Origin of the sequence: Streptomyces sp. NPDC052107, assembly GCF_040680215.1 — a bacterium.
GTDB lineage: Bacteria > Actinomycetota > Actinomycetes > Streptomycetales > Streptomycetaceae > Streptomyces.
Genome location: NZ_JBFAWG010000078.1, coordinates 1 through 24,535, shown reverse-complemented (window position 1 = coordinate 24,535; position 24,535 = coordinate 1). Strand labels below are relative to the sequence as shown.

Genomic DNA, 24,535 nt, shown 5'->3' with positions numbered 1-24,535 from the left:
CCGAGGAGGGTGCCCGACGTCGCCTGGGCGCCGGGCGTGCGCGTAGCACTCTGCCACAGGTTCACTACGCTTCGCTAATCCAACTGGTGAGCCTCACCACCGCCCCCGCAATACCTTGAGATTTGCTCACGCGGCCAGCCCTGCTGTGATCATCAGTGCGGCCAGGCGCCTGCCGAGCGTCGTGCAGATCCGGGTCGATCAGCTGCACCAGGCCGGCGTGCTCGCGGTGGGCCCATATCTCCCAGCCCGGCCCAGAGTGTCGCACCAGCATCGACGCCCCCGGCGCACCGGCTGAGTCCCTTCATCCCCGAGTGGCAGCAGGACGCCGTCGACCTGGTCGCATAGGAACGAGGAAGCCCCGCCCGTGCGCCTCGGGGGTATACGCGCGGGCGGAGCTGCATGGGGGCGGTCAGAGCCGCTGTGACCAGCTACCCCGCGACAGGGTCGCCGAGCCGTCCGGGTCGATGCTCACCTTCGCACCGTAGACCGGAAGGGCGCCACTGCGGTTGAGCCGGTTGCGGATGCGGTCCATCTGCGACCACAGCCGCTGAGGGCCGCTCTCGTGCACCACCGGCGAGTCCAGGAACCCGCCGGCCGTCGCCCGCGCCCACGAGCCGTCCGGGTGCAGCAGCCACACCGTGCGGCTCTCGCCGTCCTGGTCCTGGCGGTAGATGAGGCCGGGCAGCTGGAGCTCCAGCATCGACATCACATCCCAGGCGTCCTCCGGGTACAGCAGCGGGTACCGGCTGGTGAAGGTGTGCTCGCCCTCGCCGTCCGACGCGCCCTTCCACGTGTCCTCGTCCTGGTGCTCGTAGTCGTCGCCGTGCCGGGTGCGCATGAACCCCGCCCGATCCCACTCGATCTGCCCCACCGCGCTGCCGTCCGCCTGTTTGTCGGCGGTGAGGATCAGCCCGGTCCCCGCGATGGTCGTCACCAGCCGGCCGCCCGGGCGCAGCGCCTGGAGCCACGACACCGGGATGGGGCGTACGGACACGGTGGAGACGATCCGGTCGTACCGTCCGGGAAGGGGCCCGGTGATGTCGCACACCTGCAGGTTCGGGCGCTCCCCGATGAGCCCCAGCCGGTCACAGGCGGACGTCACCAGGTGTTCGTCGATGTCGATGCTCGTGACGTTCTCCGCGCCGAGCCGGGCGCAGGCGAGCGCGGTCCCGTATCCGGTGCCGGTGGTAACGAGCAGCTGGTGGTCGTCGGCGATCATCGCGTGCCGGTACATACGCACCAGCAGGCTCGGCAGCGTCGAGGACGAGGTCGGCACGCCCCCGTCAAGGACGTCGCCGTCGTTCGCGCGATCGGCGTGGTGGGTGCCCACCTGGGTCGTCAGCGACCGGTCGCTGTAGGCGGCTGACAGCCACGCCTCTTCGTCCTCGTCCCCCGTGCGCAGGGCCCACGTACCGTCACCCTGGTTCTCCCACCAGCGGGGCACGAACACGTGCCGGGGTGTTTGGGACACGGCGGTGTGCCAGCGGGACTCCGGGCGTACGACCTGGTGAGCCAGAAGCCGGGCCCTTGGAAGCCACTTCATCGGTCCAACCGTTCTCTCGTCGTCCTAGTACGCAGGATTGCAGGCTTCGGTGTTCGCCGGATTGCAGTCGCTGGAGTCGTCCGGCGGGCACGCCGTAGCGCTGCGCGGCGGAATGCTGGCTGCGGTGTCCTTCCACTTCTGCCCGCCGAACACCGCCGCCAGGCCCTCGGTCTTGGCGTTGCCCGTCGGCAGGAACCGGCCCAGCACGCACGGGGTGACCGTAGTTCCATCCACACTGGCAGGGCCAGCCGTCACCGGGAGGCACCACCGCATGAGGCCCACTCAGACACCCACTCCCTCCGACCCCGAAGCCTGGAATCCCTAGCTCGCGGAAGGCAACGCCAAGCAGGCCCGCAAACGCGTGGCGGCCGACCGTGCTGCTGCGCGACGGCTCCGATCGCGTGCTCCTGGTGAACCCCACCTACAAACCCGGCTGGGACCTGCCCGGCGGGATGGCGGAAGCGAACGAGCCACCAGAAGAAGCGGTACGCCGGGAGCTGCTGGAAGAACTCGGCCTCCATGTCACGCTGCGCGGACTGCTCGTGGTGGACTGGGTGGCCCCGCATGGCCCTTGGGACGATCAGCTCGCGTTTATCTTCGACGGCGGCACGCTCGACCAGGACCAGGCCGACCGGCTACGGCCGCGAGACGAAGAGCTGTCGGAGGCCGCTTTCGTTACGGCCACCGAAGCCGGTCTTCGGCTGCGGGAGCGAATGCGGCACAGGCTCGAGGGTGCCTTGAAGGCACTCGACACGGCACGGCCGCTCTACCTCCGAGACGGCACACCCCTGATGTGACCGCACACAACACAGCCCACAAACCGTCCCAGGGGTGGGCCGCAGGCTCACCGCTCTCGGTCCCCGCCCCAGGGTGAGTTCGCGGAATCCGCTCGGCATGCACGAGGACCTTACTGGTCCGGCACCCAGCCAGTGTGCCGCAAGGTCGGCATGAGCCGGGTGAGGATGTAGGCGACGACGGGTGTCTCCTGGTCTTCCTCCTTGAAACGGACAGCGTGCTGGAACCGTTCCGTGTCCTGCGGCTTGGTGAGGTCGAAGGAGGGATCCAGCGACACACCCGGACGTGCGAAAAGGTCCCTCAGCAGATCCTCGCCGCAGCCCTCTGCCAACTGTGCGGTGGTCAGGGCCCTCTTCTGCTTCGGCCACCCATCGGGCTGAGGCAGCGACAGGTAGGCCATCATCCGCTTGAGACCCGGGGAAACGTCCGCTATTCCGGCACGGTGCCGACCATGGAGGTTGGCCAGATTCGAGGGCATCTCTGGGACGAGGGGCGGCTGTTGCAGCACGACGTCCCGCTCGCCGTTGTCCCAATGGGTGTCGTGAATGGTCAGGCGCGGGCGACCAGGCACTTCAAGCCGCCACTCGGCGGCGAAGCCAGCGTCTCTCACGCCCGAGGGTGTGGAGCCCTGCTTGGCGACGTAACTGCGGACGAGCTCCAAGGTGAGTGTTTCGCCAAGTCTCATGAAGGACCAAGTTCCCCGGGCGGGCCAGACGAGTCCCGCAGGCGCCCAAGGGGACTGCCCTGAACATGGACGGTGGCCCCGGCCTGGACCGGCCAGTTCCGTAAAAGCCGGCAGGTCCGGGCCAGGTGCCGGGTGGCTGGTGTCGCGTACCAGCGGGTGCAGCCGCGCGACCGGCAGCGCGTCCAGCCCGGCCGCGTAGTGCCAAGTCAGCTTGGCAGTTCCTCCCGTCGCCGGTCATCGCTGGCTGTGGCGGGGATGGCGTTGTCGATGAGGACGGCGGCGATGGCGGCGGCGATGGGGAAGGCGTCGGCGTTGAGGACCCGGGTGCGGGCCGCGGCGCCGTCGATGAGCAGCGCGAGCTGCTCGCCGAGTTGTTCAGGGTCGGCGGCGCCGGCTTCGCGGGCGGTGTCGGCGAGCCGCGCGGCGACGGCTTTCTTGTAGTCGCGTGCGTACTGGGATGCGGGGTGCTGGGGGTCGTTCAGTTCGACGGCGGCGGCGATGTAGGGGCACAGGGGAGTGGTGGGGGGGATGTCGAAGGCGGCGAGGAGCCGTTCGCGGGGCGTGAGGTCGGTGCGGTCGAACACGCCGGACAGCACGGAGGGGTCGAACCGGCGCAGGTACTCGGCGACGAGTTCGTCCTTGCCGGTGAAGTGCTGGTAGGCCGTGCGCTTGGACACCTCGGCCGCCGCGCAGAGCTGGTCCATGCCGGTGCGGTTGATGCCCTGCTCGCGGAACAGTTGCTGGGACGCGCTGAGGATGCGCTCGCGGGCGCCCCGACCGCGGCGGCGGCCCGTGGGGCCCTTCTCCAACTCCGTCATGGGCCCATGGTACCCAAGCTGGGTAACGACCGGTGTACATAGTTTGCGCCCCGGCCGCCCGCCCCGTACGGTACGTAAACAGGACGGTGTACATAACGCCGCCATCTGAGGTGCGCACGGCACCACCGACCCAAGGGAGCGACTATGGGAAAGCTTGACGGCAAGGTCGCGGTCATCACCGGCGGCACCAGCGGCATGGCGCTGGCCGGCGCGAAGCTGTTCGTCGACGAGGGAGCGCACGTCTTCATCACCGGCCGCCGCCAGGACGCCCTGGACGAGGCCGTGAAGCAGATCGGCCGCAACGTCACCGGCGTCCAGGGCGACGCCGCCGACCTGGACGACCTGGACCGCCTGTACGACACCGTCAAGCGGGAGAAGGGAAGCCTCGACGTGCTGTGGGCCAGCGCCGGCGGCGGCGAGCCCGCCACGCTCGGCGAGATCACCGAGGCCCAGTTCGACACCTGGTTCGGGCTCAACGCCCGCGGCACCCTGTTCACCGTCCAAAAGGCCCTCCCGCTCTTCAACGACGGCGGCTCCATCCTCATGACCGGCTCCAACGCCTCCCTCGGCGCCTTCCCCGGCTGGAGCGTCTACGCCGGCAGCAAGGCCGTCCAGCAGGCATGGGCCCGCATCTGGCTCAACGAGCTCAAGGACCGCCGCATCCGCGTCAACGTCCTGACCCCCGGCCAGGTCGCCACCGCCAAGCAGGAAGAACTCTTCGACGAGGCCACCAAGCGCCAGTTCGAGTCCCTCATCCCCCGCGGCCAGATGGGCCGCCCCGACGAAATCGCCACCGCCGCCCTCTTCCTCGCCTCCGACGACTCCAGCTACGTCAACGGCATGGAACTCGTCGTCGACGGCGGCACCACTGCCATCTGAACCGAACAACCCACAACCAGGGCAGGACATCTCATGAGCAACATCAGCATCATCGGCACCGGAAACATGGCCCGCACCATCGGCGCGCGGGCAATAGCGGGCGGCAACACCGTCGAGGTCATGGGCCGCGATCAGTCCAAGGCCGCCGACCTGGCCAAGGCACTCGGCGACGGCGCCACGACCGGAGAATGGGGCACCGCCCCGGCCGGGGACATCGTCATCGTGGCCCTGTTGTACAACGGTGTCGTGCCGGCCGTCGCCCAGTACGGAGACGCACTCGCGGGCAAGGTCATCGTCGACATCAGCAATCCCTTCAACACCACGTTCGACGGTCTGGCCCACCGCGAGGAGACCTCGATCGCGCAGGAAGTCGCCAAGGCGGCCCCGGCCAGCGCCAGCGTGGTGAAGGCGTTCAACACCATCTTCCGCCATGTCCTGGAGAAAGGCCGGCCCGACGTCTTCATCGCCGGCGACAATGCGCAGGCCAAGGCAAGAGTGGAGGCGTTCGTCGAGAGCCTCGGACTGCGCCCGCTGGACGTCGGCGGCCTGAAAATGGCGCACTGGCTGGAAGGAGCGGGCGTGGTCACGGTAGGCCTCGCCAACCACGGGGTGGGGAACTTGGACTTCGCCCTCAGCATCACCGAACTTCCTGTCTGAGCAATCGGTTGATGGCGCCTTTTCAGAGCGGCCACCGATCGGGGGACGGAGCTGGCGTGAGCCGGGGCGCAACGGACAGGGCTCCCGAGCTGTTGAGGGAGGTGTTCGAAGTCTCAACTCAGCAGCACAGGAGCCCTGTTGGAAATTCGTGCCACCCAGGCCGCCGCGTCACCCGTCGATGAGGCGCTGAACCGCTTCGGCTACGGAAGCAACAGCGAAGTCCGGACCGTGCTGGTCGGAAGGGACGTCGCACTGCGACGGGTTGATCCAAACGGTGCGGAGTCCGGCGGCCCGGCCACCGGCGATGTCGAGAGTGAGGCTGTCACCGATCATCCAGCTGATGTGGTCCGCGGGCATCCCGCATCGTTGCGCGGTGAGGTGAAAGATCCTCGGATCGGGCTTGCGGAGGCCGACCTCGTCCGAGACACACCACGCGTCGACGAGCTTGGCCAGGCCTGTCCGATTGATCTTGGCCAACTGATTGTCGGCCATCCCGTTGGTGACGATGCCGATCCGCCAACCGGCGCCACGGAGTTGTTCCAACGCCTCCAAGTCTTCGGAACGGCACGTGGCAAGTTCTGGGATCCGACGGCGGTACTGCCTCCACAGATGGTCAGCCGACTCAGCAAGATCGAACTCATCACGGACCGAGAAGAACAGGCGGTCCTTGGGCCCCGAGTAGTCCGCTCTGACGGTCAGCAACCAGCTGACGCACTCGCTGCCGAGACCATGCTCAGCAGCGAACTCCTCCGCCCACGCCCGAAATGCGGCGCGATGATCTATGAGTGTGTCGTCCAGGTCGAAGAGCGCCAGCGGCATCCCAGCACCATAATCCCGTGATCGTCTCCGCGCACACGACCATCACATCCTGAGACGTCAGCGACACGCCGCGCGAGGAATCTTCCGCCGTCGGCGGACTCGGCTGACGACAGCGTCAAGGACACTGTCTACCACGCATCGCACGAGATCAGCAGGCCGCGGAGCACGCTGGCTCAAGATAACGGCCGTTGATCAGCTTGCCGCCGTCGAAGCCGCGGCTGTCGGATCCGACGACGGCGTCGGCCTTGACCGACTGGGAGTCGATCACGCCCGCGCTCGGCTCCGGATCCCGCCCGGCCTGCTCGCGAACCCGGCGGCGGAGCCGGTCGTGGAACTCCCGGATCAGACCGCGGTCACGCCAGCGTCGGAAGAACGCGTAGACCCGGTCCCACGGCGGGAAGTCGCCGGGCATGGCCCGCCACTTGATCGCGTTGTCGACCAGGTAGCGGATAGCGTCCAGCATCGCGCGATGGCAATACCCCTCCGGCTGCCCGCCATGCCCCCGCAACCAGCCCGGCACCGGCAACAGCGGCCGGATCACCGCCCACTCGGTGTCCGACATGTCGGTGGGATAGCGGCGCTCACGCACCCCGTGGTCGCCGGCGTTCCCGAACCGATGAGCCAGGCAGTCACACGCGAGGGTGGCCGAGCTGGACTCCGACTCGTCGACAGCTCAAAAATGCGGCAACAGGGCCTCCTGGACAGCTCGTTGGCGTAGACACCCTTCGAGCTACCTAGAGGCCCTGTTCTCATGCACGGCAGCCGCCGCAGTCACCCGATTGACCGACACTCCTCGAGATCGGAACGACAACAGTCGCCTCGCTCCCAAATCGCTGGGATGGGCAAAGTGGCCTTGCCATACTGGTGCGATGTGCTTTCGTGGGGGGACTCCGAACCGGCATTACGTGTGCTTGCCCTGCCGTTCTTCGTTCAAGAAGCGCGGCACGTGGGCAAGCCGATGCCCGCGCTGCGGTGGAGAGTTGATCGACGCGGGCCAGGACCTCGCTGTGCCGAAGCGGAGGGACACCGCTGGGTGGCGGACGTTGACTGCCCTACTGAACGCGGGTGTCACGTTCCACTCTGGCTGCTGTGATGGGCCCGGCTGGCGGCCTCGAACACCGCGCGAGGTACGCGAGCGGCTGGCCGCCGCGGCCGGCACCGGCATGCCGCTGAGCGTAGCGCTGACAACGGTCGACACTGACGAGCTCCGTTCCAGGCACGCCGCACGCTGAGCCGTCGGCATTGCCCGTCCCGTACTCGGCAACGCGCGCCTGAATGAGACCCTCGTTCGACTGCCACACTTCAAGATCGGAAAGACAACGGCTTCTGACGCCGCGAGGGTCGATCAGAGTGCCGGGGTCCCCATCGAGTGGGCTGACGGGCAGGAGGTCCCCCTAGCGGGTGCTCCCGAGAGGCCGTTCCATCATCAGCGGGTGAGGTGGGCTCGAACGGCTTCCGCGATGAGGTCGTAGGGGCCGATCCCTCGGCGCTTGGCCTCCGCGACCAGGCGCTGGTCCAGGTCGTCGTCCCATGCCTTGCGCATGTGCTCGATATTCGCCCGTTTGGTGATCCAGCGGCAATTCTCGGGGCTGTAGCCAGCGTCGGGGTCGACGCGGTCACATTCCAGGCCGTCGGCGTAGCCGTGGTCCAGGGCCCAGCTCCGGAAGGCCTGGAAGTCCTTGCGCCACTGCTCGCAGACGGTGATGCCACGGCCTCCATAGCGGTGCCAGGCGGGATGTGTCGGCCGGCCGCATCGGTCCTTCATGCCCGCCCAGATGGTGTAGAGGCGGATGCTGTCGGCATCCTTGGCGGGCGTGGCGGCTGCAGTCTTCTCCATGGCTCGCTCGCGCTTGGCCGTGGTCACACCGTGGGTGGTCAGCATCTCGGACATCATGTCGCGCTGGAGGCAGCCGCAGGAGCCAGAGGTCCCGTTGAGCAGGTTGTTGGCGGTCACGGTTCGTGTCTGGCCGCAGTCGCACAGGCAGTTGACGACGGATTGACGGGTTCCGTTGCTGCGTTCCTGGAGATGGGGCGGTTCCAGTGTGGTCCAGCGTTGAAACCGCGTGCCGACCTTGATCTGCACGGTGGGGTAGTTGCCAGTGCGCTTGGTTCCGGTGAGCGCAGCGATACTCTCGGCGCGGGCGCAGCCACAGGAGCGGGAACGGTGAAGGATGTTGTGTTCGCGAAGTCTGCGCTTCGTCCCACAGTCGCAAATGCAGTCATAGAAAGCCCGCTGAGCGTGGGGACGCCCGGGGATCGGCTCCCAGATCGGGGCACTGGCGATGGACCACCGACCGAACCGGGTTCCAATGGCCAGCGTCCCCGCGGTGGTCGGTGCCGCACTAAAGGAGCAGCCGCACGACGTCGTGTGCCCAGAGCGGAGGTTCTCCACCGTCACGTCCAAAATGCTGCCGCAGACGCAGCGGCACCTCACCCGGCGACGCGGCTTACCTCCCCTGGGCCCTGGGGTGCTGATCGGGACGGAGATGGTGGTGAGGGTTCCGAAGCAGCTCCCCAGCGGGAGCGGGACGGCGGCAGGCATGCCGTCAAAATAGCTTCCTGAATCTCCCTCGGTCTGCCGAACTGATGAAGTCATGCGAACGGTTCTCGGGCACTGGCGGGTCCATCTTCAGTGAGACAAACAGACAGTCGCTCGTCTTCGGTGAGAATCGCGCCGTCTTCGCTGAGATGGGTCAGCTGCCCCAGGTCAACTGTCCCAGCCGACCGGCCTCGGTGGTCGCTTCCCTCGTGGGGGTCTTCCCCGTCGGTATCGGTCAGTGGCCCGACATCGGGCGCAGGCGCACGGGGACGGAGGCGTGTCCGTTGCTGATGAGGCTCGGCAGCCTCTTCAGCGCGGTTCGCTCCGTGGCGAGTTGGGCGTCGGGGAAGCGTTCGAAGAGCAGGCGCAGCGCGGTGGCGACTTCGAGTCGTGCCAGCGGGGCACCGAGGCAGAAGTGAACGCCGTGTCCGAAGGCGAGGTGTTCCTTCCTGGGGCGGGTGGCGTCGAAACGGTCGGCCTCCTTGTGCCAGTCGGGGTGGCGGTTGGCGGCGGCGTAGGAGGCAAGGATCGCCTCGCCGGCCTTGATCGTCTGGCCGTCGGGGAGCGGGATGTCGGTGCGGGCGTAGCGCAGGGGAAGGTGCTTGACCGCGGGCTGGTGGCGCAGGGTCTCCTCGACGACGTCCTGCCAGGTGCAGCGGCCTTCCCGGATGTGGGCGAGCTGCTGGGGATCGGTCAGCAGGGTGGTGATGGCCTGGTCGATCACGTTGACGGTGGTCTCGTATCCGGCGCTGATCACCAGCAGGAGCGTGTCGCGTAGCTCGGCGTGGCTGAGGGCGGAGCCGTCTTCCTCGTCGCGGGTGGCGATCAGCAGCGAGGCCATGTCCTCATCGGGCTCAGTGCGCTTGGTCTCGATCAGGACGTCCAGCAGGCCGTAGAGGGCGGCGGTGTTCGCGGCCTGTTCCTCGACGGAGAGATGGGTGGCGAACACGTTGTCCACCACGGTGCGGAATTCGGCGCGCTGGTCGGCGGGGACGCCCATGAGCTTGCCGATGACAGCGATCGGGAGCGGGTAGGCGAGGTGCTCGCGCAGGTCGACCGTCCCGTCGGCCGGGAGGCCGTCGAGGATGCCGGCGACGAGGGCCTCGATGTCCGCCTGGAGGGCGGCGGTACGGCGGGCGGAGAGGGCGGGGGCAACCATGCGGCGCAGGCGGCTGTGATCCTTGCCGTAGGCGGTGAACATGTTCTCCACCGCGAGCCACAGGGCCAGCGGCCAGGTGGCGACGGTCTCTGCGAAGGCCGGCCAGTGGGCGCGGCCGTCCTTGGAGACGTCCTTGCTGGTCAGACACCCCATGTCGTTTGGCGTCAAGCGGCATGGGGGTGGGCGTGGTGTGACCAGGCGGTCGCTTCGTCGTAGAGGGTGCGGCTCTTGAGGCAGCCGTGGAGGATGCCAACGAGGCGGTTGCCGACCTGTCGGAGGGCGGGGTTGTAGCCGGCCTCTCGGGCGCGTTGCTTGTCGTAGTAGCGGCGGGCGCCGGGTGAGGCGTTCAGGGCGGAGAACGCCTGACGTTGCAGGGCGTCGGCGAGCCGGTTGTTGCGCACGTAGCGGGCCTGGACAGTGTGGCTCTTGCCGGAGGCCCGGGTGATGGGGCTGGTGCCGGCGTAGTTCTTGCGGGCTTTCGCGGACGCGTAGCGGGTGGGATCGTCCCCGAACTCGGCGAGCACCCGGGCGCCGGTGATCACCCCGATGCCGGGCATCGAGAGGTAGATCTCAGCGTCCGGGTGCGCGAGAAAATGCGCCTTCACCTGGGCTTCCAGGTCGGCTATCTGCTCGTTCAGGGCGATCATCACTCTCGCGTGGGCGGTGGTGGCGGCCGCGTAGGCGGCGGTGACCGGTTCGGGCAGGCCAAGGTGCTGCTCGCGCAGCGCGGTCTGGATCGTGGCGGCCTTCGCGCTCCGGTTGTGCCGGCGCTGCCGGGCCAGGACGGCCGTGATCTGGGGTCGGGTCAGTCTCGCCGCCGTGGCGGGTGTGGGCGCCTTGATCAGCAGTTCCAGCGCGTCCGTGCTGGTCAGTTCCAGGTCCGCGTAGGCGTTCAGGGCGGCGGGGAAGTACTCGCGCAGCGTGTTGCGCAGCCGCTGGAAGGTGCGGGTGCGTTCCCAGATGAGGGTCTGGTGGGCGCGGGCGACGACTTTGACGGCCTGGGCCTGCTCGCTGTCGCCGGCGACGGGCCGCAGCTGGTCGCGGTCGATGCGGACCATGTCGGCCAGCGCATGGGCATCACCCTTGTCGCTCTTGGCGCCGGAGGTGCCGTACCGCTCCTTGAACCGTGCGGCCTGTCGCGGGTTGATCGCGTACACCTGGTAGCCGGAGGCGAGCAGGGCCTGCACCCACGGGCCGCGGTCGGTCTCGATGCCGACGGTCACCTCGCAGGGGCCGAGCTCGTCACCGCCGTGCCGGGCAACGAGTTCGTGGAGCTTGGCGATGCCCTCCACGCCCTCGGGCAGCCTCGCGACCGCCAGCCTGCGGCCGGTTGCGTCCTGGACCTCCACATCGTGGTGGTCCTCGGCCCAGTCGTCGCCGATCAGTAGCAACTTGCCCTCCCAGTCAGGTAGTTGACCTCTCGTGCAGCCTGCGGAAGACGCGGCACGCTCCCTAATGGATCCAGTGCTCACGCTCTGCTCGGCGGGCACGCCACCCCATCAGCGGTCTGGCCTTCCGGCCGACCAGCGGGGGCACGGTCTGACCACAGAAGTCGGATGCTTCCGGGCTGGTGAGTGCTCACCTGCTGGCGGCTACGGCACCGAGTCTCTCCGACCCGGCAGCTCCCATTAGGAGCTGCTTGAGGAGGGCCGGGTCGGAGACCGACCAGGCGCGCACGCCGAGGATGTCCACCAGCGTCGCCGGGCCGCGCTCGCGCAGGGCCTGGTGTTCGGCGTCCGGGTCGGATCCGGTCGGGTCGAGGACGAGTATCTGCTGTTCGGACATGGTGAGCTCTCTTTCAGCTCGTGGGGAAGGTGACGGGCAGGGCGACCAGGCAGCGGTGGAAGGGAGCGGGGCGCCAGACGACGTCGTCCCGGTGGCCGTCGAGGTCCATCTCGGGCAGAGCGTCGACGACGTGGAGGATGGCGGCTTCGGCGATGAGGTATGCATGCGATCTGGCCGGGCAGCTGTGCGGGCCGGCTCCCCAGGTGAGGTGGGCCCGATTGCCCAGCGGCCGGTGGGATCCCAGCGTGGGGTCGTTGTTGCAGGCGGCGTGACTGATGACCACCGGCGGTCGGCCGGAAGCAGGAAGCCGCCGATGTCGACCGGCCGGGTCGGGTAGGTCATCACGAAGTTCGCCAACCGGGGGGGGGGCGCGGTGCAGGACGCTGTCCTGGGCCTCGCGGACGGAGGCATCGCCTGAGTGCAGGTCTCCGGAGAACTCGGTGTTGGTGAGGGCGCTCGACGGCGTAGATTTCGTCGATGCTGCCTTCGGGCAGGTAGCGGCGGGGGAAGACGATCCATTGGTCGTGCATCTCGAAGAGCACGGCGGTCACCAGCCGCAGGAGCCCGTTGCGGTAGGCGGTGCGGGCCTCGGTGTGCTCTGTCCACTCGGCGCCGATCCGGGTTGCGGCCTCGGACTCGATCAGCTCTTGCAGCATCCGCTCGGCCACACTCCACACGAGTTCGAGTCCGTCCGCCGAACCTAGTGACTCCAGCAGGCGGAGTAAGTCAGACCGGGACAAGGCCACCGCGCACCTCCTGCGTTGAACTTCCGGTCACCAGGGAGAGTTGCACGGTGGCTGCCTCATGCGCAGGGAGCGGAGGCCGTCACCGGATGCACGCCCCGGGCATCCGCCCGCGCACACCCGCACGGTGATCGCCTACACCATCACGCGGGACGCCATCTCGTCCGGGCCACGATGCTGGCCCGGGGAGGCACCATGCCCGGGCCGGGCGGCTACGGTGAGCCGGTGTCTTATCCTCTTGCCCCTGCACAGCAGGCCGGGCCGTCGTCGGCCCCGTGCGTGATACGCCCGGCACTCGTCTCAGCCCTGCAGGCTCAAGGCGACAAGGGCCGGCGGGCGCTGAGCCTGATGCGGGACGCCGCCCACGTGCTGAACAACACCGACGCGTTCCATGCGCCTTATGAGGTGGCGCAGTCGTGTCTGCGGGGCGCACTGGACAGTGTCCTGAGTATCGCGGGCGAGGAATTCCCCGGGCTGCGTAGTGCCACCAAGGCGGTCACGGGGGCCGCCGGGGCCGTGACGGATGCCTGGCGCCGGCAGCGCGAAGTGGAGGCTGCGGATCTGGATGTCCTCGCTGATGCGGTCGAGGAGCTGCGCGCCGAGCAGGCGGACCGCGGCGGGTTCCGCACCCGGCAGATCGGGCACCTGGTGGCCGAGCAGACCAGGCAGGAGATGGGTCTGGCTGAGACGGAAGCGGCCCGCAGCTGGAGCGCCTTCTACAGCTCCGCCTCCGGTGTGCTGCACGGATCCGACAGCGGGGCCGACGAGACACGCCGCCAGTTCGACGACATCACGGCCGCCATGGAGCAGCTCTTCCTCACCCTGCCCGAGCGGGCGGACCGGCTGCGGGAGCTGGCCCGGCTGGATGCCCCGGTGCAGCAGGACGCGGACGAGGTCGAGAGGATGACCGACCCGCGGGCAGGGGTGTACTTCTTCCAGGCCGCTGTGAGCGGGCGCTGGCTCGACCTGCTGCCGATGGCCCGGCTGCTGCCCGAGCAGACGCGCTGGCCGGCCGGGCCGTACCTGCGGCGGCTGCTGGCCGAGGATCCGCAGCGGGTGTGCGCCTGGGTCAAGGAGAACCTGGAGGCGATCTGTGCGCAGGGGCCCGGTGCCCTGTCGCAGGCGGTCGCTGTTCTTGGCGAGGCGGGTATGGCGGCGGCCGCCGTGCTGGCTGATCTGGTGCGCTCCCGGCCGGAGCGGTTCGTCCTGGTACAGGCCGCGTACTGGGCCGTCGGTGTTGCCGTCGCCGAGCGGACGGGGCAGTGGGTCGCCGTGGTGGAGAACATCCTGCGGGACCGCGACTTCACCGCGAGCGAGTCGTGGGAGAGTGGGCAGTTGCTACGGGAGCTGATCGCTACCGCGCACCCCGGTGGCCGGCTGCGCATCGGCCCGGACCGGCTCGGGGGGATCATCCGCTCCGCACTCGCCGGTGTTCTCGCCGGCCACCTCGGCGACCGGGACGCATCGTTGCGGGTCGAACTTGTCAACGAACTCGGCACGGTCACGCTGGCCGACCCTCCGCATGCGATCGTCGTGACGCTGATGCGGGCCGTGCTCGATCTCGCCCTGGCCGAGGCACGGCTGGGCGTGCCCGTCGCGCAACGGCTGCGGGGTGTGCACGGCAAGCTGCCCGTCGCCGAGCACCGGGCACGGCTGGTAGCCACGCACCTGACCGAGTCCTGGCCCCACGACAGCCTGCAGGCCGAGGCTTCGGCCGACTGGTGGCAGACCGCCATCGAGACCGCACGGCAGGCAGGGGGCGGGAGGTGGCCGAACGCCGACCTCGCCGACTTCCTCACCCTGCTGGACGCCCACTGCCCGCCCGAGCTGCGGCCGCAGATGGAGGCAGCGCTGGAAGAAACCCTGGGCACACCGCCCGACGCGGCGGCGATGCGTGCGTGGGTCGATGCCTTTCCCGGGCCGGTGCCTAACCCGTGGCGGATCGTGCGGGGGCTGTCGCCGGTGCTGCCCGAGACAGTGCGGGCGCCGTGGCAGCCGGTACTGACCGTGCTGGAAGAGAAATACGGGCCGCCGCCCGGCCGGCCCGATCCGGTCATGAAGACCACCACCTCCTGGGTGGAGGCCTACGGAGGGCTCTCCCTGGAGGCCTTCACCGCACAGGCCCGGGCCGAGGGGACAGCTGCCACGGTCAACGCGCTCGCCGCCGCCCCCGTCAACAACGAAAACTATGCTGACGAGGATCGTGCCGGACTGCTGGGCGAGCTCGTGGCCCAGGACCCGCAGGCCTGGGCCGCCGACTCGGCCGTGATCGCGGCGGCCGCCCAGCGCCCTGCGTTGCAGGCCGCCTACTTCAACGCCCTCCACTTCGCCGCCGGCAGCGGCCGCCTGGATTCCGGCGCGCTGGTCCCCGTCGCCGAGGCCGCCTTCGCCGTACGCCCGCAGGCAGGCGACGGGCCGGAGGCGGAACAGCTGCAGCTGGTCATCTCCAACCTCCTGCACCACGCCTGGGAGAACGGCATGTCGTTGCGCGCGGTGGAGGCGGACGCCGTGACGTGGCTGCGCGGCCTGGTCACCGGCTGGAGCACACCGCGTCTTCCTTAGAGCGGGATGACCAGCTGAGTGCGGGTGGCTGCCGGGGGCCTTCGCCGACCCCCGGGTCCCCGCTTCCCCGGCACCGCCCGGCGCGGACAGCGTGGTGCAGGTGCACGCGCTGGGCGGCAGCGGGGCCGTGGTGCCCCTGAGTTCCAAAACTGCGACCTCAACCGAGGCGGTGGCGCCGCGATCGCTGAAGAGTGACGCGCCCAGCCAACGTGCGCGCTCGATGGCGGCTCTCTTGGCCGGGTCCGGCGGGGTGGAGCCGAGCGGATACGGGGCAGTGCGGGCCCTTTGAGGCGACTAGACTCGGTCATCGGGTCTGATGCGCCCGGCCTACTTCATCGACTGGTTCCTCACGTAGGCGCTGTGCTCCGCGGCGTGGTGGGCCATCTCGGCCTTCCACGGAGCAGGATCATTACGGGCGATCTCGACCCACAGGGCAGCGTTCGCGGCGGTGAAAGCCTGCACGGCCTCCGGAGAGGCGGTGGACCAGGAAGGAAACTGGCCGGCGAAGGCGTCGGCCGCGACAAGAGTGTGCCCGGCTTCGAGCAAGCGCAGGATGAGCACGGCCGGGTCGATCCATGCCGCTCCGCGCGTCGGCCACGCCCAGTCAATGATGTGCGCCCGGTCGTCGACGAGTACGTTGTGCGGGGCGAGGTCCGTGTGCAGCAGCGTGTCCCCGGCGAAGAGACTGGCGGTGCCGGGCGGGGCGTATGCGGCCCATCGCTGGTCAGCCGCTTTGATCGCGATGTCTGCCGGTGCGGTGATTGTCTGCAGCTCCTCGAGCGCTGCGGTGACCAGCGGCAGGTCGCTGGAGCCAGGTGCGTAGTCGGCGTGGCGCCCTTGGAGGACTTCGTACCCAAGGAGATCCCAGCCGGCCGTCTCGATGTGCCAGTACAGGCGGGGGCAGGAGCGGGGAAGGTGCGGGGCGATGGCGGACTCACGGCGTTGCGCGGGCGCCTGAGGGTGATCGGTAGGGATGCCCTTGACGAATACCTGGCCGTCAGGCGTGTCGATGAACGCTGCGATACCCGAATTTAGGCCTCCCTCGGCGGTGCGTGCCGCGAGAACGGGTCCCGCCTTGTCGGCGATGGCCTGGCGCGCTTCGGCGGGGAGGTCGTGGAAGTGGCGGCGAGGCATGGACACGGCGCGGTTCCTCAATGGGGTCGAGACGGGGCTGCCCCGGCCAGCGTACGGCCGGGGCAGCGGGGTGGAGCGGATGACGGTCTAGTAGGGCTGATCGTCACCGGCCGAGCAGCTGCATCCGGCAGACTCGGCGACGTCGATGTCCAGGTCGTCGATGACCTGGAACGTGCCCTCGGCGACGGAGGGCGTGGGCAGTGGCACGGGCGGCAGGGTGCCGGTGGCCTCCGCAGGCGGGCGCAGGCCGATGGTGACCGGCACGGGTGCCGGGCGGGTGAGGGTTGCGGTGGGCGGTGTCATGATCCGTAACCTCCGTGTTGGCAGTAGAGCGCTCTGTTGTCCCCCGCCTCCTGGTGGAGCTTTGCCAGCGGCCGGCATGTCCTGCAGGTGCCGGCCTTCGAGCAGCCGGAGCATCCACCGGTGCGGAGCTGTAGGGACTCGGCGATGCCGCCGAGTCGGGGGAGGGCGGCGAGGCCCTCCGTCATGAGGTTCACGCTGGGGTCTCGGCCGATCTTGCAGATGGAGGCGACTCCGTGCGGGTCGACGTGGAAGAAGGTGTGGCCCGCGTTGCAGCCGGTGAAGACGCGTCGGGTCTTCACGTACTTCTGGGCCTGCGAGGCTAGGGGGCCCGCTTCCCCGTTGATCGTCGGGGACATGTTCGTGAACACCTGGTACGGGAAGCCCCACCGGTCCTCGGCAAGGCGGACCATCGCGTCGACCTCGTGGGCGTTCTCCTCGGCGACGATGACGTTCAGCCGGACGGGCAAGCCTGCCTCCCGGGAGGCGTCCAGGCCGCGTGTGAACCGGTCGAAGGCGCCACGGTTGCGGGTGACGGCGTCGTAAGTTTTCCCAGTCGCCCCGTACAGGCTCACGGTGAGCCGGTACGGCCGCAGCCGTGCGAACAACTCCTGCATGCGCTGCTTGTGGAGCTGGGAGCCGTTCGTGGAAATCTGGATCATCATGCCGAGCCTGGTGGCGTACTCGTACGCGGCGGCGAACTCGCGGTCGATCAGCGCCTCGCCGCCGGTGATCTGCAGCCACAGCACGCCGGCGTCCCGCAGCATGGTGAGCAGGCGCACCTTGTCGTCCCACTGCAGGCCCTCGAACCGCTTCTCTCCGAGGTAGCAGAACCCGCAGTCGTGGTCGCAGCCGAGATTGATCTCCCACGAGGCCTTCGCGTACCCGTACGGGGAGCGCTCGCGAACCAGGACGGTCTCCCGCAGGCCGCTGTCGGGGAGGGGTATCTGCCAGGCCTGCGCGGTCGCCTCATGGAGCCAGGGCGGGGCCGGCCCGTCGTCGGCGACGGCTGCGCGCAGTTCTTCATAGCGGGACTCGGGTATGGCCACGCCGCGGCCGTGGCCGGGCCGCAGGACGAGGTACTCCCCCAGGGACGGACTGGTGATCAGTCGGTGCACGATGCCTCCATTGGGTAGGCGTGGGCTCCTGCGCGGGGTCGTTGGGAAGCAGACGAGCGGGGCCGGTCGTAAGGCCTACCAGTGGATGCTCTGGCCCTCCGGAGTCACGCGGACGGTGGCCTCTTCCACTGCCGGCGTACCAGCGGCATGCCAGCGGCCGAGGTACTCCTCAACGGCATCCCAGAGCGGAGGACCGCTCTGCCGGACGATCCAGCGGCCGCCCTCTTCGTGGAGCGCGGCGAACGAGCCGGTTTCGACGTCGACAAGCACGTCCTCGTCGTGCTGGCCCTGCCGCAGTTTGAGGCGCTGCGCAGTCGGCACAGCGAACTGTGCGACGAACCGGGTCGTCCAGTCGTCCAGGACGTCGGCGCCGATGATGGCCTCGCGTTCTTTGCCCGCGCTGAGGTCCGGAAGAAGGCCGAGCGGAGGCGCGAGGTGGGGACGGGCGAGCATGAAACTGACCTGCCCGCCCAGCACTGGCCCGGACGCCGTTCCGTCTTCGTGGACCGTCAGGCGCACCAGTTCGGACGCGCTCAGCCAACCACCGATGGTCGTCAGGATCTGCCCACCGGGCCGGGTCTGTTCGAGCCAGGCCGCAGGCACCGTGCGTACGGCGCACGTAGCGATGATCCGGTCATACGGTGCGCCCTCGTCATCGCCCAAGAGGCCGTCACCGATCAGCAGGTTCGGGTACGTACCGAGCTGGCCGAGAGCCTCCCGGGCCCGCAGCGCCACCTCCTCGTCGTACTCGATCGAGGTGACGCGGCCGCCGCCCAGGCGCGCGCAGAGCACCGCAGTCGAGTAGCCGGTGCCGGTTCCGATCTCCAGCACGTTCATGTCCGGCTCCACCTTGAGGTCCTCGAGCATGCGCAGCACGAGTGAGGGGAGCGTGCTCGAGCTGGTCGGTTCCCGCATGATCTCGCCGCGGATGTCCGTCGGCTTGATCGTGCCCGCGATCTGCGTCACCAGGGATTCGTCGGCGTAGCAGGCCTCGAGCCAGCCGTCCCCGTCCTCCAGGACAGGGGTCCAGGCGGTAGGCGATGAGCCGGGCACCACGCGGAAGAACCCTTTGCGGAGGAACCCGTGCCTGGGTACTGCTGCTGCGGCGTCCTTCCACGGTTGTGTGCGCAGGGAGCCACTGGCGGTCATGCTTTCGATGAGCTGCCGGAGGAGCTGTTCGTGGTTGCTCACGGCTTCCTTTCCAGTAGGTCGGCCAGGGCTGCGCACATCGGCAGGCCGGTCTCATGCTCCAGCCAATGCCATTGGCCGGACGGGTTGCATTCGAGGAACCACCATTGCCCTTCGGCGTCCAGGGCAAAGTCGAAAGCGCCGAAGTGGAGCCCGAAGTGGTCCATGTACTCGTGGAGCGACAGCTCGATGTCCGCGGGCGTAGGCACGGAGGTGTAGCTCAAGCGGCTGTAGTCGGTCCGCCAGTCCAGAAGATCAGAGTCGATCCGGACACTGAACATGTGCGGGCCGATGACGGTCACGCGGATGTCCGCTGTCTTCGGCACGCGCTTCTGGAACAGGTGGACGGTGCCCGCCACCCGGTCGTCGATGTCCTCGGCGGTCACCTCGGCGATCTTGATGACAGAGGAGACGTCATCGATCCGATACACGGGGTTCCACAGGGGCTTGTAGATCACCGGACCGTGCCGCTTGATGAAGGCCCTGGCGGCGTCGGGGTTCGACGTGATGAGCGTGCGCGGCACCTGCAGGCCGACCTCAACCGCGGTAGTCAGACCGGACGGCTTGAACTCGGCGTCGCCGATGAAGTGCGGGTGGTTCACATACAGGCAGTCGGGAAGCGACGCGATCACACCCCCAAGGCCGTACCGGGCCTGGGTGGTGGCGAACCGTGCGTCCTGTTCGTCGAGGTGCGGGAAAGCGAAGCCGGTCGGGCGCCGGTAGTACAGCGCGCGGACATTGTCGAGGTCGGCAGTGCGCGAGGGGGTATCGAGGCGCCCCCGGATGCCGTCCCGGGTGATCTCGGCCTCCACCGACAGTGATGCGGGGAAGTCCCCCGAGTCGAACCGCACGACCGGGACACCCCGGTCGTGCAGCTCGCTGATCACTACGTCGGCGGTGGGGTCGTAGAGGCTGGTGACGACCAACACCGGACGCGTATCGCTCACTGGTCGTTGTCGCTCCCCGTATCGCTGTCCTGGGTGGTGCCGTTGCCGTCGGGGCTGGTCCCCGTGGAGGGGCTGGTGCCGGTGCTCGTGCCGTGGCCGGGCATCTCCATCACCTGGCCGGAGCGGTCGAAGAACACGGCGGTCTGGGTGCTCGGGTTCAGCTCGACCCGGGCGTGCTCCGGGGCCGTGGTCGGGTACGGCGCCATGCGGCTGAGGCCCCATGGCTTGGGGGTGGTGGTGCCCTGCGGGACCGCCGTGCTCGTGGGCAGGCGGTCGGAGTGGACGAACATGCGTCTCCTCTATGTCGCAGTTCCAAGGTGGGCGGGCCCGCTGCAGAGGTGGAGCCGGGGGCGGCTCCGCGGGCCCGCCCGACGCCAGCCGCCTGTCCTTCGTACGTGTGGCCGGCTAGCGCGTCGATCCCCGGCGTGGGGCGGTGTTCGAGCCGTGGGGGACGGTTCGGTGGTGTCCATCCCCGCGCCGGGAGTCTGGACCTGTCCGGTGGTCAGGGCCGAATCCGCTCGGGCCACCGGACAGGAGTCATGCGGGTGCGCAGTTCACAGGGCCATCGGTTCGGGGCCGAGTACAGCGCGTACGGTCTTGCCCTGGCCTTCGTGTGGCAGGAACCAGGTGACCGGGCCCCAGGCGGGCGACGTGCCAGAGACCGCGGCCCTGCTCTTCGCGGATGGCGGCCTCCGAGTCTGGAAAGGCCGGAACCAGGTCGCGGACGTCGAAGGCCATGGCACCGGCGTCCGTGAGGGACGCGGTCAGGGAAAGCCGAAGCTCCTGGACGGGTGTGCGGGCGGGCAGGCCGTGGCGTACGCCGTTGTCCACGAGTCGGCTGACGACTTCCACAGCGCGTAGCATGTCGCCGTTCCAGGCCATCGCGCCGATCGTTGTTCGGGTCCAGAAGCGGGGCCGTCAGGACGGCGCTCTGGGCGCCGGGAAGCTCGGTGGTCCTGCGGAGGAGCACCGCACCAGCACCGGCGAGAGAGTCGGGGGCGGTCACAGGGCCTCGCTCGTACTCAGGGAGTCCGGCGCTTTCACGCACCCGATCTCGACCAGCACCTCGAGTAACTCCTGGACTGCCCACCCCATGCGCTGCAGGTGGCTTACTGCCTTCGCGTAGTCGCCCGGCATCTCGGCCGCGATGGACTGGCGGGCGCTGCAGATGTGTTGCGTGGCCCGCGGGTCCTGCTTCTCGGCCTCGAACGTGGTGGCGATGCCTACGAGCTGCATCAGATCGCCGCACAGTTGCCGGTCCAGTTCCTCGACGCGTTCCTCGGGTGGCGCGACGGTGCCGAGAACGTCGCCGACGTCATCAAGCAAGGCGTCCCCGTCGTAGGGGTTCCAGGCGCGAACCGCTGTGAGCGTTGCTCGCAGTGCGGCCTCGTTCGGAGCCTGCGCGGGTTCCACCGAGTGGTTCCACCTGGGTACGGCATCGCTGGTGCGGCTGGGGAGAATGGTCGCGGTCACTGGTTGACGGCCTCTCTGCGAAGGTCGCACCACACCGCGGTTCCTTGGTCGTTGCTGCCCCAGGTTCCCCCGTTCTCCTTCACCAGTGCTGCGACGAGGGTGAGGCCTCTGCCCGCTTCGGCGTCGTCATCTGCGCTGCGGGGTTTGATGGTGGCCGGCATTCCGTCGTCGACCGTGATGCGGAGAGAGTCGCCCTGGAGGACGAGACGGAGCCGGATCTCCTGGGTTCCGCTGTGGAGGAGGGCGTTCGTCAGCAGCTCGGAGACGATCAGCATTGCCTCGTCGATCAGCGCTTCGCATCCGCCGAAGCGGAGTTTCGCGGCAGCGATCCGGCGCATGGTGCCGATGCGCCATGCGTCCTGTTCACGGGGCGGCGCCTCACCGCGGCGCGGAGCGACCCGAATGCATTCGTCCATCAGGTCCCCGTCACGGCGGAGGCCGGCGTGTGGCGCCCATACGGCTGTCGTCATCGCGTCCTCTGGGGGGCGCGCCGGCAGGGGGGATTCAGCGGCGTCTAAGGCGCTTCGACGGTTGCGCCCCGAGGCCGGGAGGTGGGCAGTCGTCATGTCGTTTGCCTCGCGCTCGCAGTCGGTTCGGCGCCCTGCCTGTCCCATACGGGGGCGAAGGGAACAGGCAGGGCCGTCAGCGGTCAGTCACGCGGAAAGCGGCTGGCCGGTAACCAGGTAACTCCGGTACGTGGCGGACTGGTTAGGGTGATCGGACGCTGATCCGACAGAAGAACCTAGGGCGATTTGACTGTCGCTTTGCCTGACGGGCGCGCGGCGTAACCGCTACGGTGCGGGCATGGAAGCCACGCGCAATGAGGCTCTTGAGGCGTGGATGGACGAGCACGGCTACAGCTCCAACAGCCTAGCTGAAGCGGTGAACACGGCCCATGAGCGCCTTACCGGACGGCCCGGCGGACTGGACGGCTCCTCCATCCGGGGCTGGAAGGCGGGCAAGGTCCGGTGGCCCAAATCCGCCCAGCGCACAGCACTTGAGGACGTCAGCGGCTTGCCCGCGACCGCTTTAGGGTTCGTCCCACGGGGCCGGACTCCGTCCACCCCAGTCGCACCGCAGGAGGACCCCGATATGAAGCGTCGTAACCTCGTCGGCGGTATCGCTGCCGCAGCAGCAGCAGCAGCCGCTCCCGGCACCGTAGGGCCCCGCCGTATCGGCATGAGCGACGTCGAGCGCCTACAGCGACGCTTCGCCGAGATCATCGCCAGTGACCACCGCTACGGCGGCCAGCTCGGCATCGAGCAGCGGGCCGCCGCGCTCGCCGACGAGGCACTGAACCTCCAGAATGCCGGCGGCGCCACGCAGCGCGTACGCAACAACCTCTACGCGTGCGCCGCCTCGTTCCGCTCCTCCGCGATGTGGGCGGCGATCGACGGCCGCCGCTACGCCGACGCGAAGGCGCACATGCGCGAGGCCCAGGCCCTCGCCGAGATGTCCGGCGACCAGGAGATCAAGTTCCGTATCTGGAGCCATGCGGGAACCATGTTCCGGCACATCGGCCGCCCCGCTGAAGCCTTCGCCGCGAACGACGTCGCGCGCAACCTGCACATCACGCGCCGCGATCCGTTGTTCGCCTCCCTCGGCCTGGCCCGTCAGGCAGCCATCTTCGGTGCGGCACATGACCGCACCGGCGCCCGCCGCGCGTTCGACCAGGCCGAGGACGCCCTTGAGCGCGCTAACCCGCACGACTACCGGCCGATGTGGCTGCTTGCTTTCTACGACCAGGCCGAGCTGCATTCACTCGCGCTCTCCGCCCACCTCTGTCTCGGTGACTACCCGACCGCCGAATTCCACGCCCATCGCTGCCTGTCCACCTTGCGGCCGCACATGCGCCGGTCCCACGCCATCACCACGACGCGCCTCGCGCACGCTCAACTCGCCCAAGGTGATGTCGAAACCGCCACGGCCACCGCCATGAAGGTCCCCGCCGACGCCGCTACCCAACACGCCCGCGTGTCCCGCATGCTGCAAGAATTCGGCGCCGCGCTGCGCGCGCGGGCGCCTCGCAGCTCCACCGTGCAGACCTGGACCGAGCACACCCGCGACGCCTGGAAGGCCACCGCATGACCACAGCACCCGTGACCGAACTCCGCACGTTCACCGACCTGGACCTCATCCGCGGCGACGTGATCGACGTCTATGCGCAAGTGCGCGCCCCGCTGCTCCACCTGCCGAACTATGCGATCCACGCGTTCGGCGAGCGGCTGGACCGGCACGGCGCCGAACCGGGGTTTTCGGCCGTCCTCGCCTACGCAGGCGATCAGCCGGTCGGCTACGCCTACGGCAACCGCATCGAGCATGGTGACCGGTACTGGCAGCGCACCACCCCCGAACCGGCGGAGGAATACATCAGCCGCCCGGCCGTGGCCTTGAAGGAGATCGGCGTACGGCCGGCGTGGCGGAAGACCGGCACCGCCCGGCGGATGCATGACACCTTCCTCGCCACGCGAGACGAGCGGCACGTGACGCTCATGGTGAACCCGGCGGCTGGCGACGGGAAGGTCCACAGGCTCTACCAGTCGTGGGGCTACCGCGACATCGGTCAGAGCCAGCCATCAGCGGCCTCGCCGGTCCTCACCGTGATGATCCGCGCCACCCATTGACGCGGACCGACGGCACACATCCGGGCCGGCCGCGAAGGCGGCAGTTTCGCCAGATTCCTGGGCCACGCTGGAGACGCCGCTGGGCGGCGCCCTGGGATCGCGCACCGGCACCTCCATTCCGGCGCCGACCTATTCCGCAGATCCTGATCGGGTCTGCGGCACTCGCGCGTCACGGCGTGAAACTACTTGGTCTCGTCTCGTGTCTGGACGGGTCTGGACTGAGGTGGGCGGCGACCGCTGCTTCGGCAGGCGCCGCAGGTTTCGCCTGCCCCTTTGGAGGGGCCACAGTCGTGGACTGCGCCTCCGACTCGCCGGACGCTACGGCCTGCAGGCACAGGCGCTGCGATCCTGCCGGCAGTGGCGCGCCTCCCAGCCCCGGCACGAGAGCGGAGGCACGCGGGCCGACGCCGACGTACTGCTGAATGCGGCAGGGCGGCAGACCTGGCACGGCTGTGCGGCGTCGAGGAGGAGGTACCGGCTCGGGCTCTGCCCTCCTGCGGGCACGAAGACGCCAGGCTCAGCGGCGTCCAGACGCCGCCGGCGGTGCGGCGCATCGGCCGCGCGGCAGCCGGGCCGGTGGCGTTCGGCTGCTGCACGGTGCTGGGGCCGCAGGTCGGTGGGGCAGGCAGGCGTGGCTGATCCTTCGCACCGCGGCCAGGTTGCGATGCGAAGGCCGGAGTTCCGCAGCAGCGGTAGTGGCATAGTCGCCGAAAACCCGGTTTGAGCTGCGGAAATGCCGCATGGCCCAGTGGCGGGGTGTGTCACTA

General features: G+C 68.9%; 24 protein-coding genes and 2 pseudogenes. 7 read left to right on the top strand and 19 right to left on the bottom strand.

Annotated elements, in window-relative coordinates; all coding sequences use genetic code 11:
• Nucleotides 1-409: 409 nt before the first annotated feature.
• Together AB0M27_RS38845 and AB0M27_RS38840 are read right to left on the bottom strand one after the other, a co-directional pair.
• Entirely contained in the window at nt 410-1,543 is a 1,134-nt protein-coding gene (locus tag AB0M27_RS38845) for a protein-L-isoaspartate(D-aspartate) O-methyltransferase (RefSeq protein WP_365729356.1), read from the bottom strand.
• 24 nt (nt 1,544-1,567) lie between these two features.
• Nucleotides 1,568-1,777, bottom strand: coding sequence for a hypothetical protein (locus tag AB0M27_RS38840; RefSeq protein WP_365729355.1), 210 nt, complete (start codon nt 1,775-1,777; stop codon nt 1,568-1,570).
• Nucleotides 1,778-1,904: 127 nt separating this feature from the next.
• Between AB0M27_RS38840 and AB0M27_RS38835 the strand changes: the two are divergent.
• A pseudogene (locus tag AB0M27_RS38835) lies at nt 1,905-2,340 on the top strand (NUDIX hydrolase).
• Between the two features lie 110 nt (nt 2,341-2,450).
• Here the strand turns inward: AB0M27_RS38835 and AB0M27_RS38830 are convergent.
• Together AB0M27_RS38830 and AB0M27_RS38825 are read right to left on the bottom strand one after the other, a co-directional pair.
• Nucleotides 2,451-2,999 carry a hypothetical protein gene (locus tag AB0M27_RS38830; RefSeq protein WP_365729354.1) on the bottom strand — a complete coding sequence of 183 codons (549 nt, stop codon included), beginning with the start codon at nt 2,997-2,999 and terminating at the stop codon, nt 2,451-2,453.
• 230 nt (nt 3,000-3,229) lie between these two features.
• Nucleotides 3,230-3,841, bottom strand: a complete 612-nt coding sequence (locus tag AB0M27_RS38825) for a helix-turn-helix domain-containing protein (RefSeq protein WP_365729353.1) — start codon at nt 3,839-3,841, stop codon at nt 3,230-3,232.
• Nucleotides 3,842-3,985: 144 nt separating this feature from the next.
• Between AB0M27_RS38825 and AB0M27_RS38820 the strand changes: the two genes are divergently transcribed.
• On the top strand, nt 3,986-4,720 hold the full coding sequence (locus tag AB0M27_RS38820) for an SDR family oxidoreductase (RefSeq protein WP_365729349.1): 735 nt from the start codon (nt 3,986-3,988) through the stop codon (nt 4,718-4,720).
• A gap of 33 nt (nt 4,721-4,753) precedes the next feature.
• Nucleotides 4,754-5,377 (top strand): NAD(P)-binding domain-containing protein, encoded by a 624-nt coding sequence (locus AB0M27_RS38815; RefSeq protein WP_365729347.1) that lies wholly within the window; start codon nt 4,754-4,756, stop codon nt 5,375-5,377.
• A gap of 168 nt (nt 5,378-5,545) precedes the next feature.
• On the opposite strand, the gene AB0M27_RS38810 is transcribed toward AB0M27_RS38815, so the two are convergent.
• The 7 genes and pseudogenes from AB0M27_RS38810 to AB0M27_RS38780 form a co-directional block, all read right to left on the bottom strand.
• A complete protein-coding gene (locus tag AB0M27_RS38810; RefSeq protein ID WP_365729346.1) occupies nt 5,546-6,196 on the bottom strand; it encodes an HAD family hydrolase in 651 nt (216 codons plus the stop codon).
• Nucleotides 6,197-6,344: 148 nt separating this feature from the next.
• Nucleotides 6,345-6,758, bottom strand: coding sequence for a transposase (locus tag AB0M27_RS38805; RefSeq protein WP_365729344.1), 414 nt, complete (start codon nt 6,756-6,758; stop codon nt 6,345-6,347).
• Between the two features lie 864 nt (nt 6,759-7,622).
• Nucleotides 7,623-8,279, bottom strand: coding sequence for a hypothetical protein (locus AB0M27_RS38800; protein WP_365729342.1), 657 nt, complete (start codon nt 8,277-8,279; stop codon nt 7,623-7,625).
• A 691-nt stretch (nt 8,280-8,970) separates the two neighbouring features.
• Complete coding sequence (locus AB0M27_RS38795; protein WP_365729340.1) at nt 8,971-10,047, bottom strand: cytochrome P450; 1,077 nt, start codon at nt 10,045-10,047, stop codon at nt 8,971-8,973.
• An 11-nt stretch (nt 10,048-10,058) separates the two neighbouring features.
• Nucleotides 10,059-11,285: an IS110 family transposase gene (locus AB0M27_RS38790; protein ID WP_365729339.1), complete on the bottom strand. Its 1,227-nt coding sequence runs from the start codon at nt 11,283-11,285 to the stop codon at nt 10,059-10,061.
• Between the two features lie 241 nt (nt 11,286-11,526).
• Nucleotides 11,527-11,679: pseudogene (locus tag AB0M27_RS38785) on the bottom strand (cytochrome P450); the annotation flags it as partial.
• Nucleotides 11,680-11,692: 13 nt separating this feature from the next.
• Nucleotides 11,693-11,962, bottom strand: a complete 270-nt coding sequence (locus AB0M27_RS38780; RefSeq protein WP_365729337.1) for a hypothetical protein — start codon at nt 11,960-11,962, stop codon at nt 11,693-11,695.
• Between the two features lie 685 nt (nt 11,963-12,647).
• On the opposite strand from AB0M27_RS38780, the gene AB0M27_RS38775 reads away from it, so the two are divergent.
• Nucleotides 12,648-14,984 carry a hypothetical protein gene (locus tag AB0M27_RS38775; RefSeq protein WP_365729335.1) on the top strand — a complete coding sequence of 779 codons (2,337 nt, stop codon included), beginning with the start codon at nt 12,648-12,650 and terminating at the stop codon, nt 14,982-14,984.
• A gap of 327 nt (nt 14,985-15,311) precedes the next feature.
• Here the strand turns inward: AB0M27_RS38775 and AB0M27_RS38770 are convergent, their stop codons facing one another.
• The 6 genes from AB0M27_RS38770 to tgmA form a co-directional block, all read right to left on the bottom strand.
• Nucleotides 15,312-16,118 (bottom strand): aminoglycoside phosphotransferase, encoded by an 807-nt coding sequence (locus AB0M27_RS38770; RefSeq protein WP_365729360.1) that lies wholly within the window; start codon nt 16,116-16,118, stop codon nt 15,312-15,314.
• A gap of 87 nt (nt 16,119-16,205) precedes the next feature.
• Nucleotides 16,206-16,421, bottom strand: coding sequence for a hypothetical protein (locus tag AB0M27_RS38765; RefSeq protein ID WP_365729333.1), 216 nt, complete (start codon nt 16,419-16,421; stop codon nt 16,206-16,208).
• Nucleotides 16,418-17,536, bottom strand: a complete 1,119-nt coding sequence (locus AB0M27_RS38760; protein ID WP_365729332.1) for a radical SAM protein — start codon at nt 17,534-17,536, stop codon at nt 16,418-16,420. Before AB0M27_RS38760 ends, AB0M27_RS38765 begins: the two co-directional genes overlap by 4 nt.
• A 75-nt stretch (nt 17,537-17,611) precedes the next feature.
• The gene (gene tgmC / locus AB0M27_RS38755; RefSeq protein WP_365729358.1) at nt 17,612-18,685 is read right to left on the bottom strand and encodes an ATP-grasp peptide maturase system methyltransferase; all 1,074 of its coding nucleotides are present in this window, start codon (nt 18,683-18,685) and stop codon (nt 17,612-17,614) included.
• A 38-nt stretch (nt 18,686-18,723) separates the two neighbouring features.
• Nucleotides 18,724-19,671 (bottom strand): ATP-grasp ribosomal peptide maturase, encoded by a 948-nt coding sequence (gene tgmB, locus AB0M27_RS38750; protein WP_365729331.1) that lies wholly within the window; start codon nt 19,669-19,671, stop codon nt 18,724-18,726.
• Nucleotides 19,668-19,961 (bottom strand): putative ATP-grasp-modified RiPP, encoded by a 294-nt coding sequence (gene tgmA, locus AB0M27_RS38745; RefSeq protein WP_365729329.1) that lies wholly within the window; start codon nt 19,959-19,961, stop codon nt 19,668-19,670. The genes tgmB and tgmA overlap by 4 nt, the downstream gene beginning before the upstream one ends.
• Nucleotides 19,962-20,322: 361 nt before the next feature.
• Between tgmA and AB0M27_RS38740 the strand changes: the two genes are divergently transcribed.
• A complete protein-coding gene (locus tag AB0M27_RS38740; protein WP_365729327.1) occupies nt 20,323-20,532 on the top strand; it encodes a hypothetical protein in 210 nt (69 codons plus the stop codon).
• A 141-nt stretch (nt 20,533-20,673) separates the two neighbouring features.
• On the opposite strand, the gene AB0M27_RS38735 is transcribed toward AB0M27_RS38740, so the two are convergent.
• The gene (locus tag AB0M27_RS38735) at nt 20,674-21,084 is read right to left on the bottom strand and encodes a DUF6415 family natural product biosynthesis protein (protein ID WP_365729325.1); all 411 of its coding nucleotides are present in this window, start codon (nt 21,082-21,084) and stop codon (nt 20,674-20,676) included.
• 56 nt (nt 21,085-21,140) lie between these two features.
• Nucleotides 21,141-21,560: an ATP-binding protein gene (locus AB0M27_RS38730; RefSeq protein ID WP_365729323.1), complete on the bottom strand. Its 420-nt coding sequence runs from the start codon at nt 21,558-21,560 to the stop codon at nt 21,141-21,143.
• A 388-nt stretch (nt 21,561-21,948) separates the two neighbouring features.
• Here AB0M27_RS38730 and AB0M27_RS38725 point away from each other — a divergent pair, with 388 nt between their 5' ends.
• Nucleotides 21,949-23,232, top strand: a complete 1,284-nt coding sequence (locus tag AB0M27_RS38725) for an XRE family transcriptional regulator (protein WP_365729321.1) — start codon at nt 21,949-21,951, stop codon at nt 23,230-23,232.
• Nucleotides 23,229-23,768, top strand: a complete 540-nt coding sequence (locus AB0M27_RS38720; RefSeq protein WP_365729319.1) for a GNAT family N-acetyltransferase — start codon at nt 23,229-23,231, stop codon at nt 23,766-23,768. Before AB0M27_RS38725 ends, AB0M27_RS38720 begins: the two co-directional genes overlap by 4 nt.
• Nucleotides 23,769-24,535: the final 767 nt, after the last annotated feature.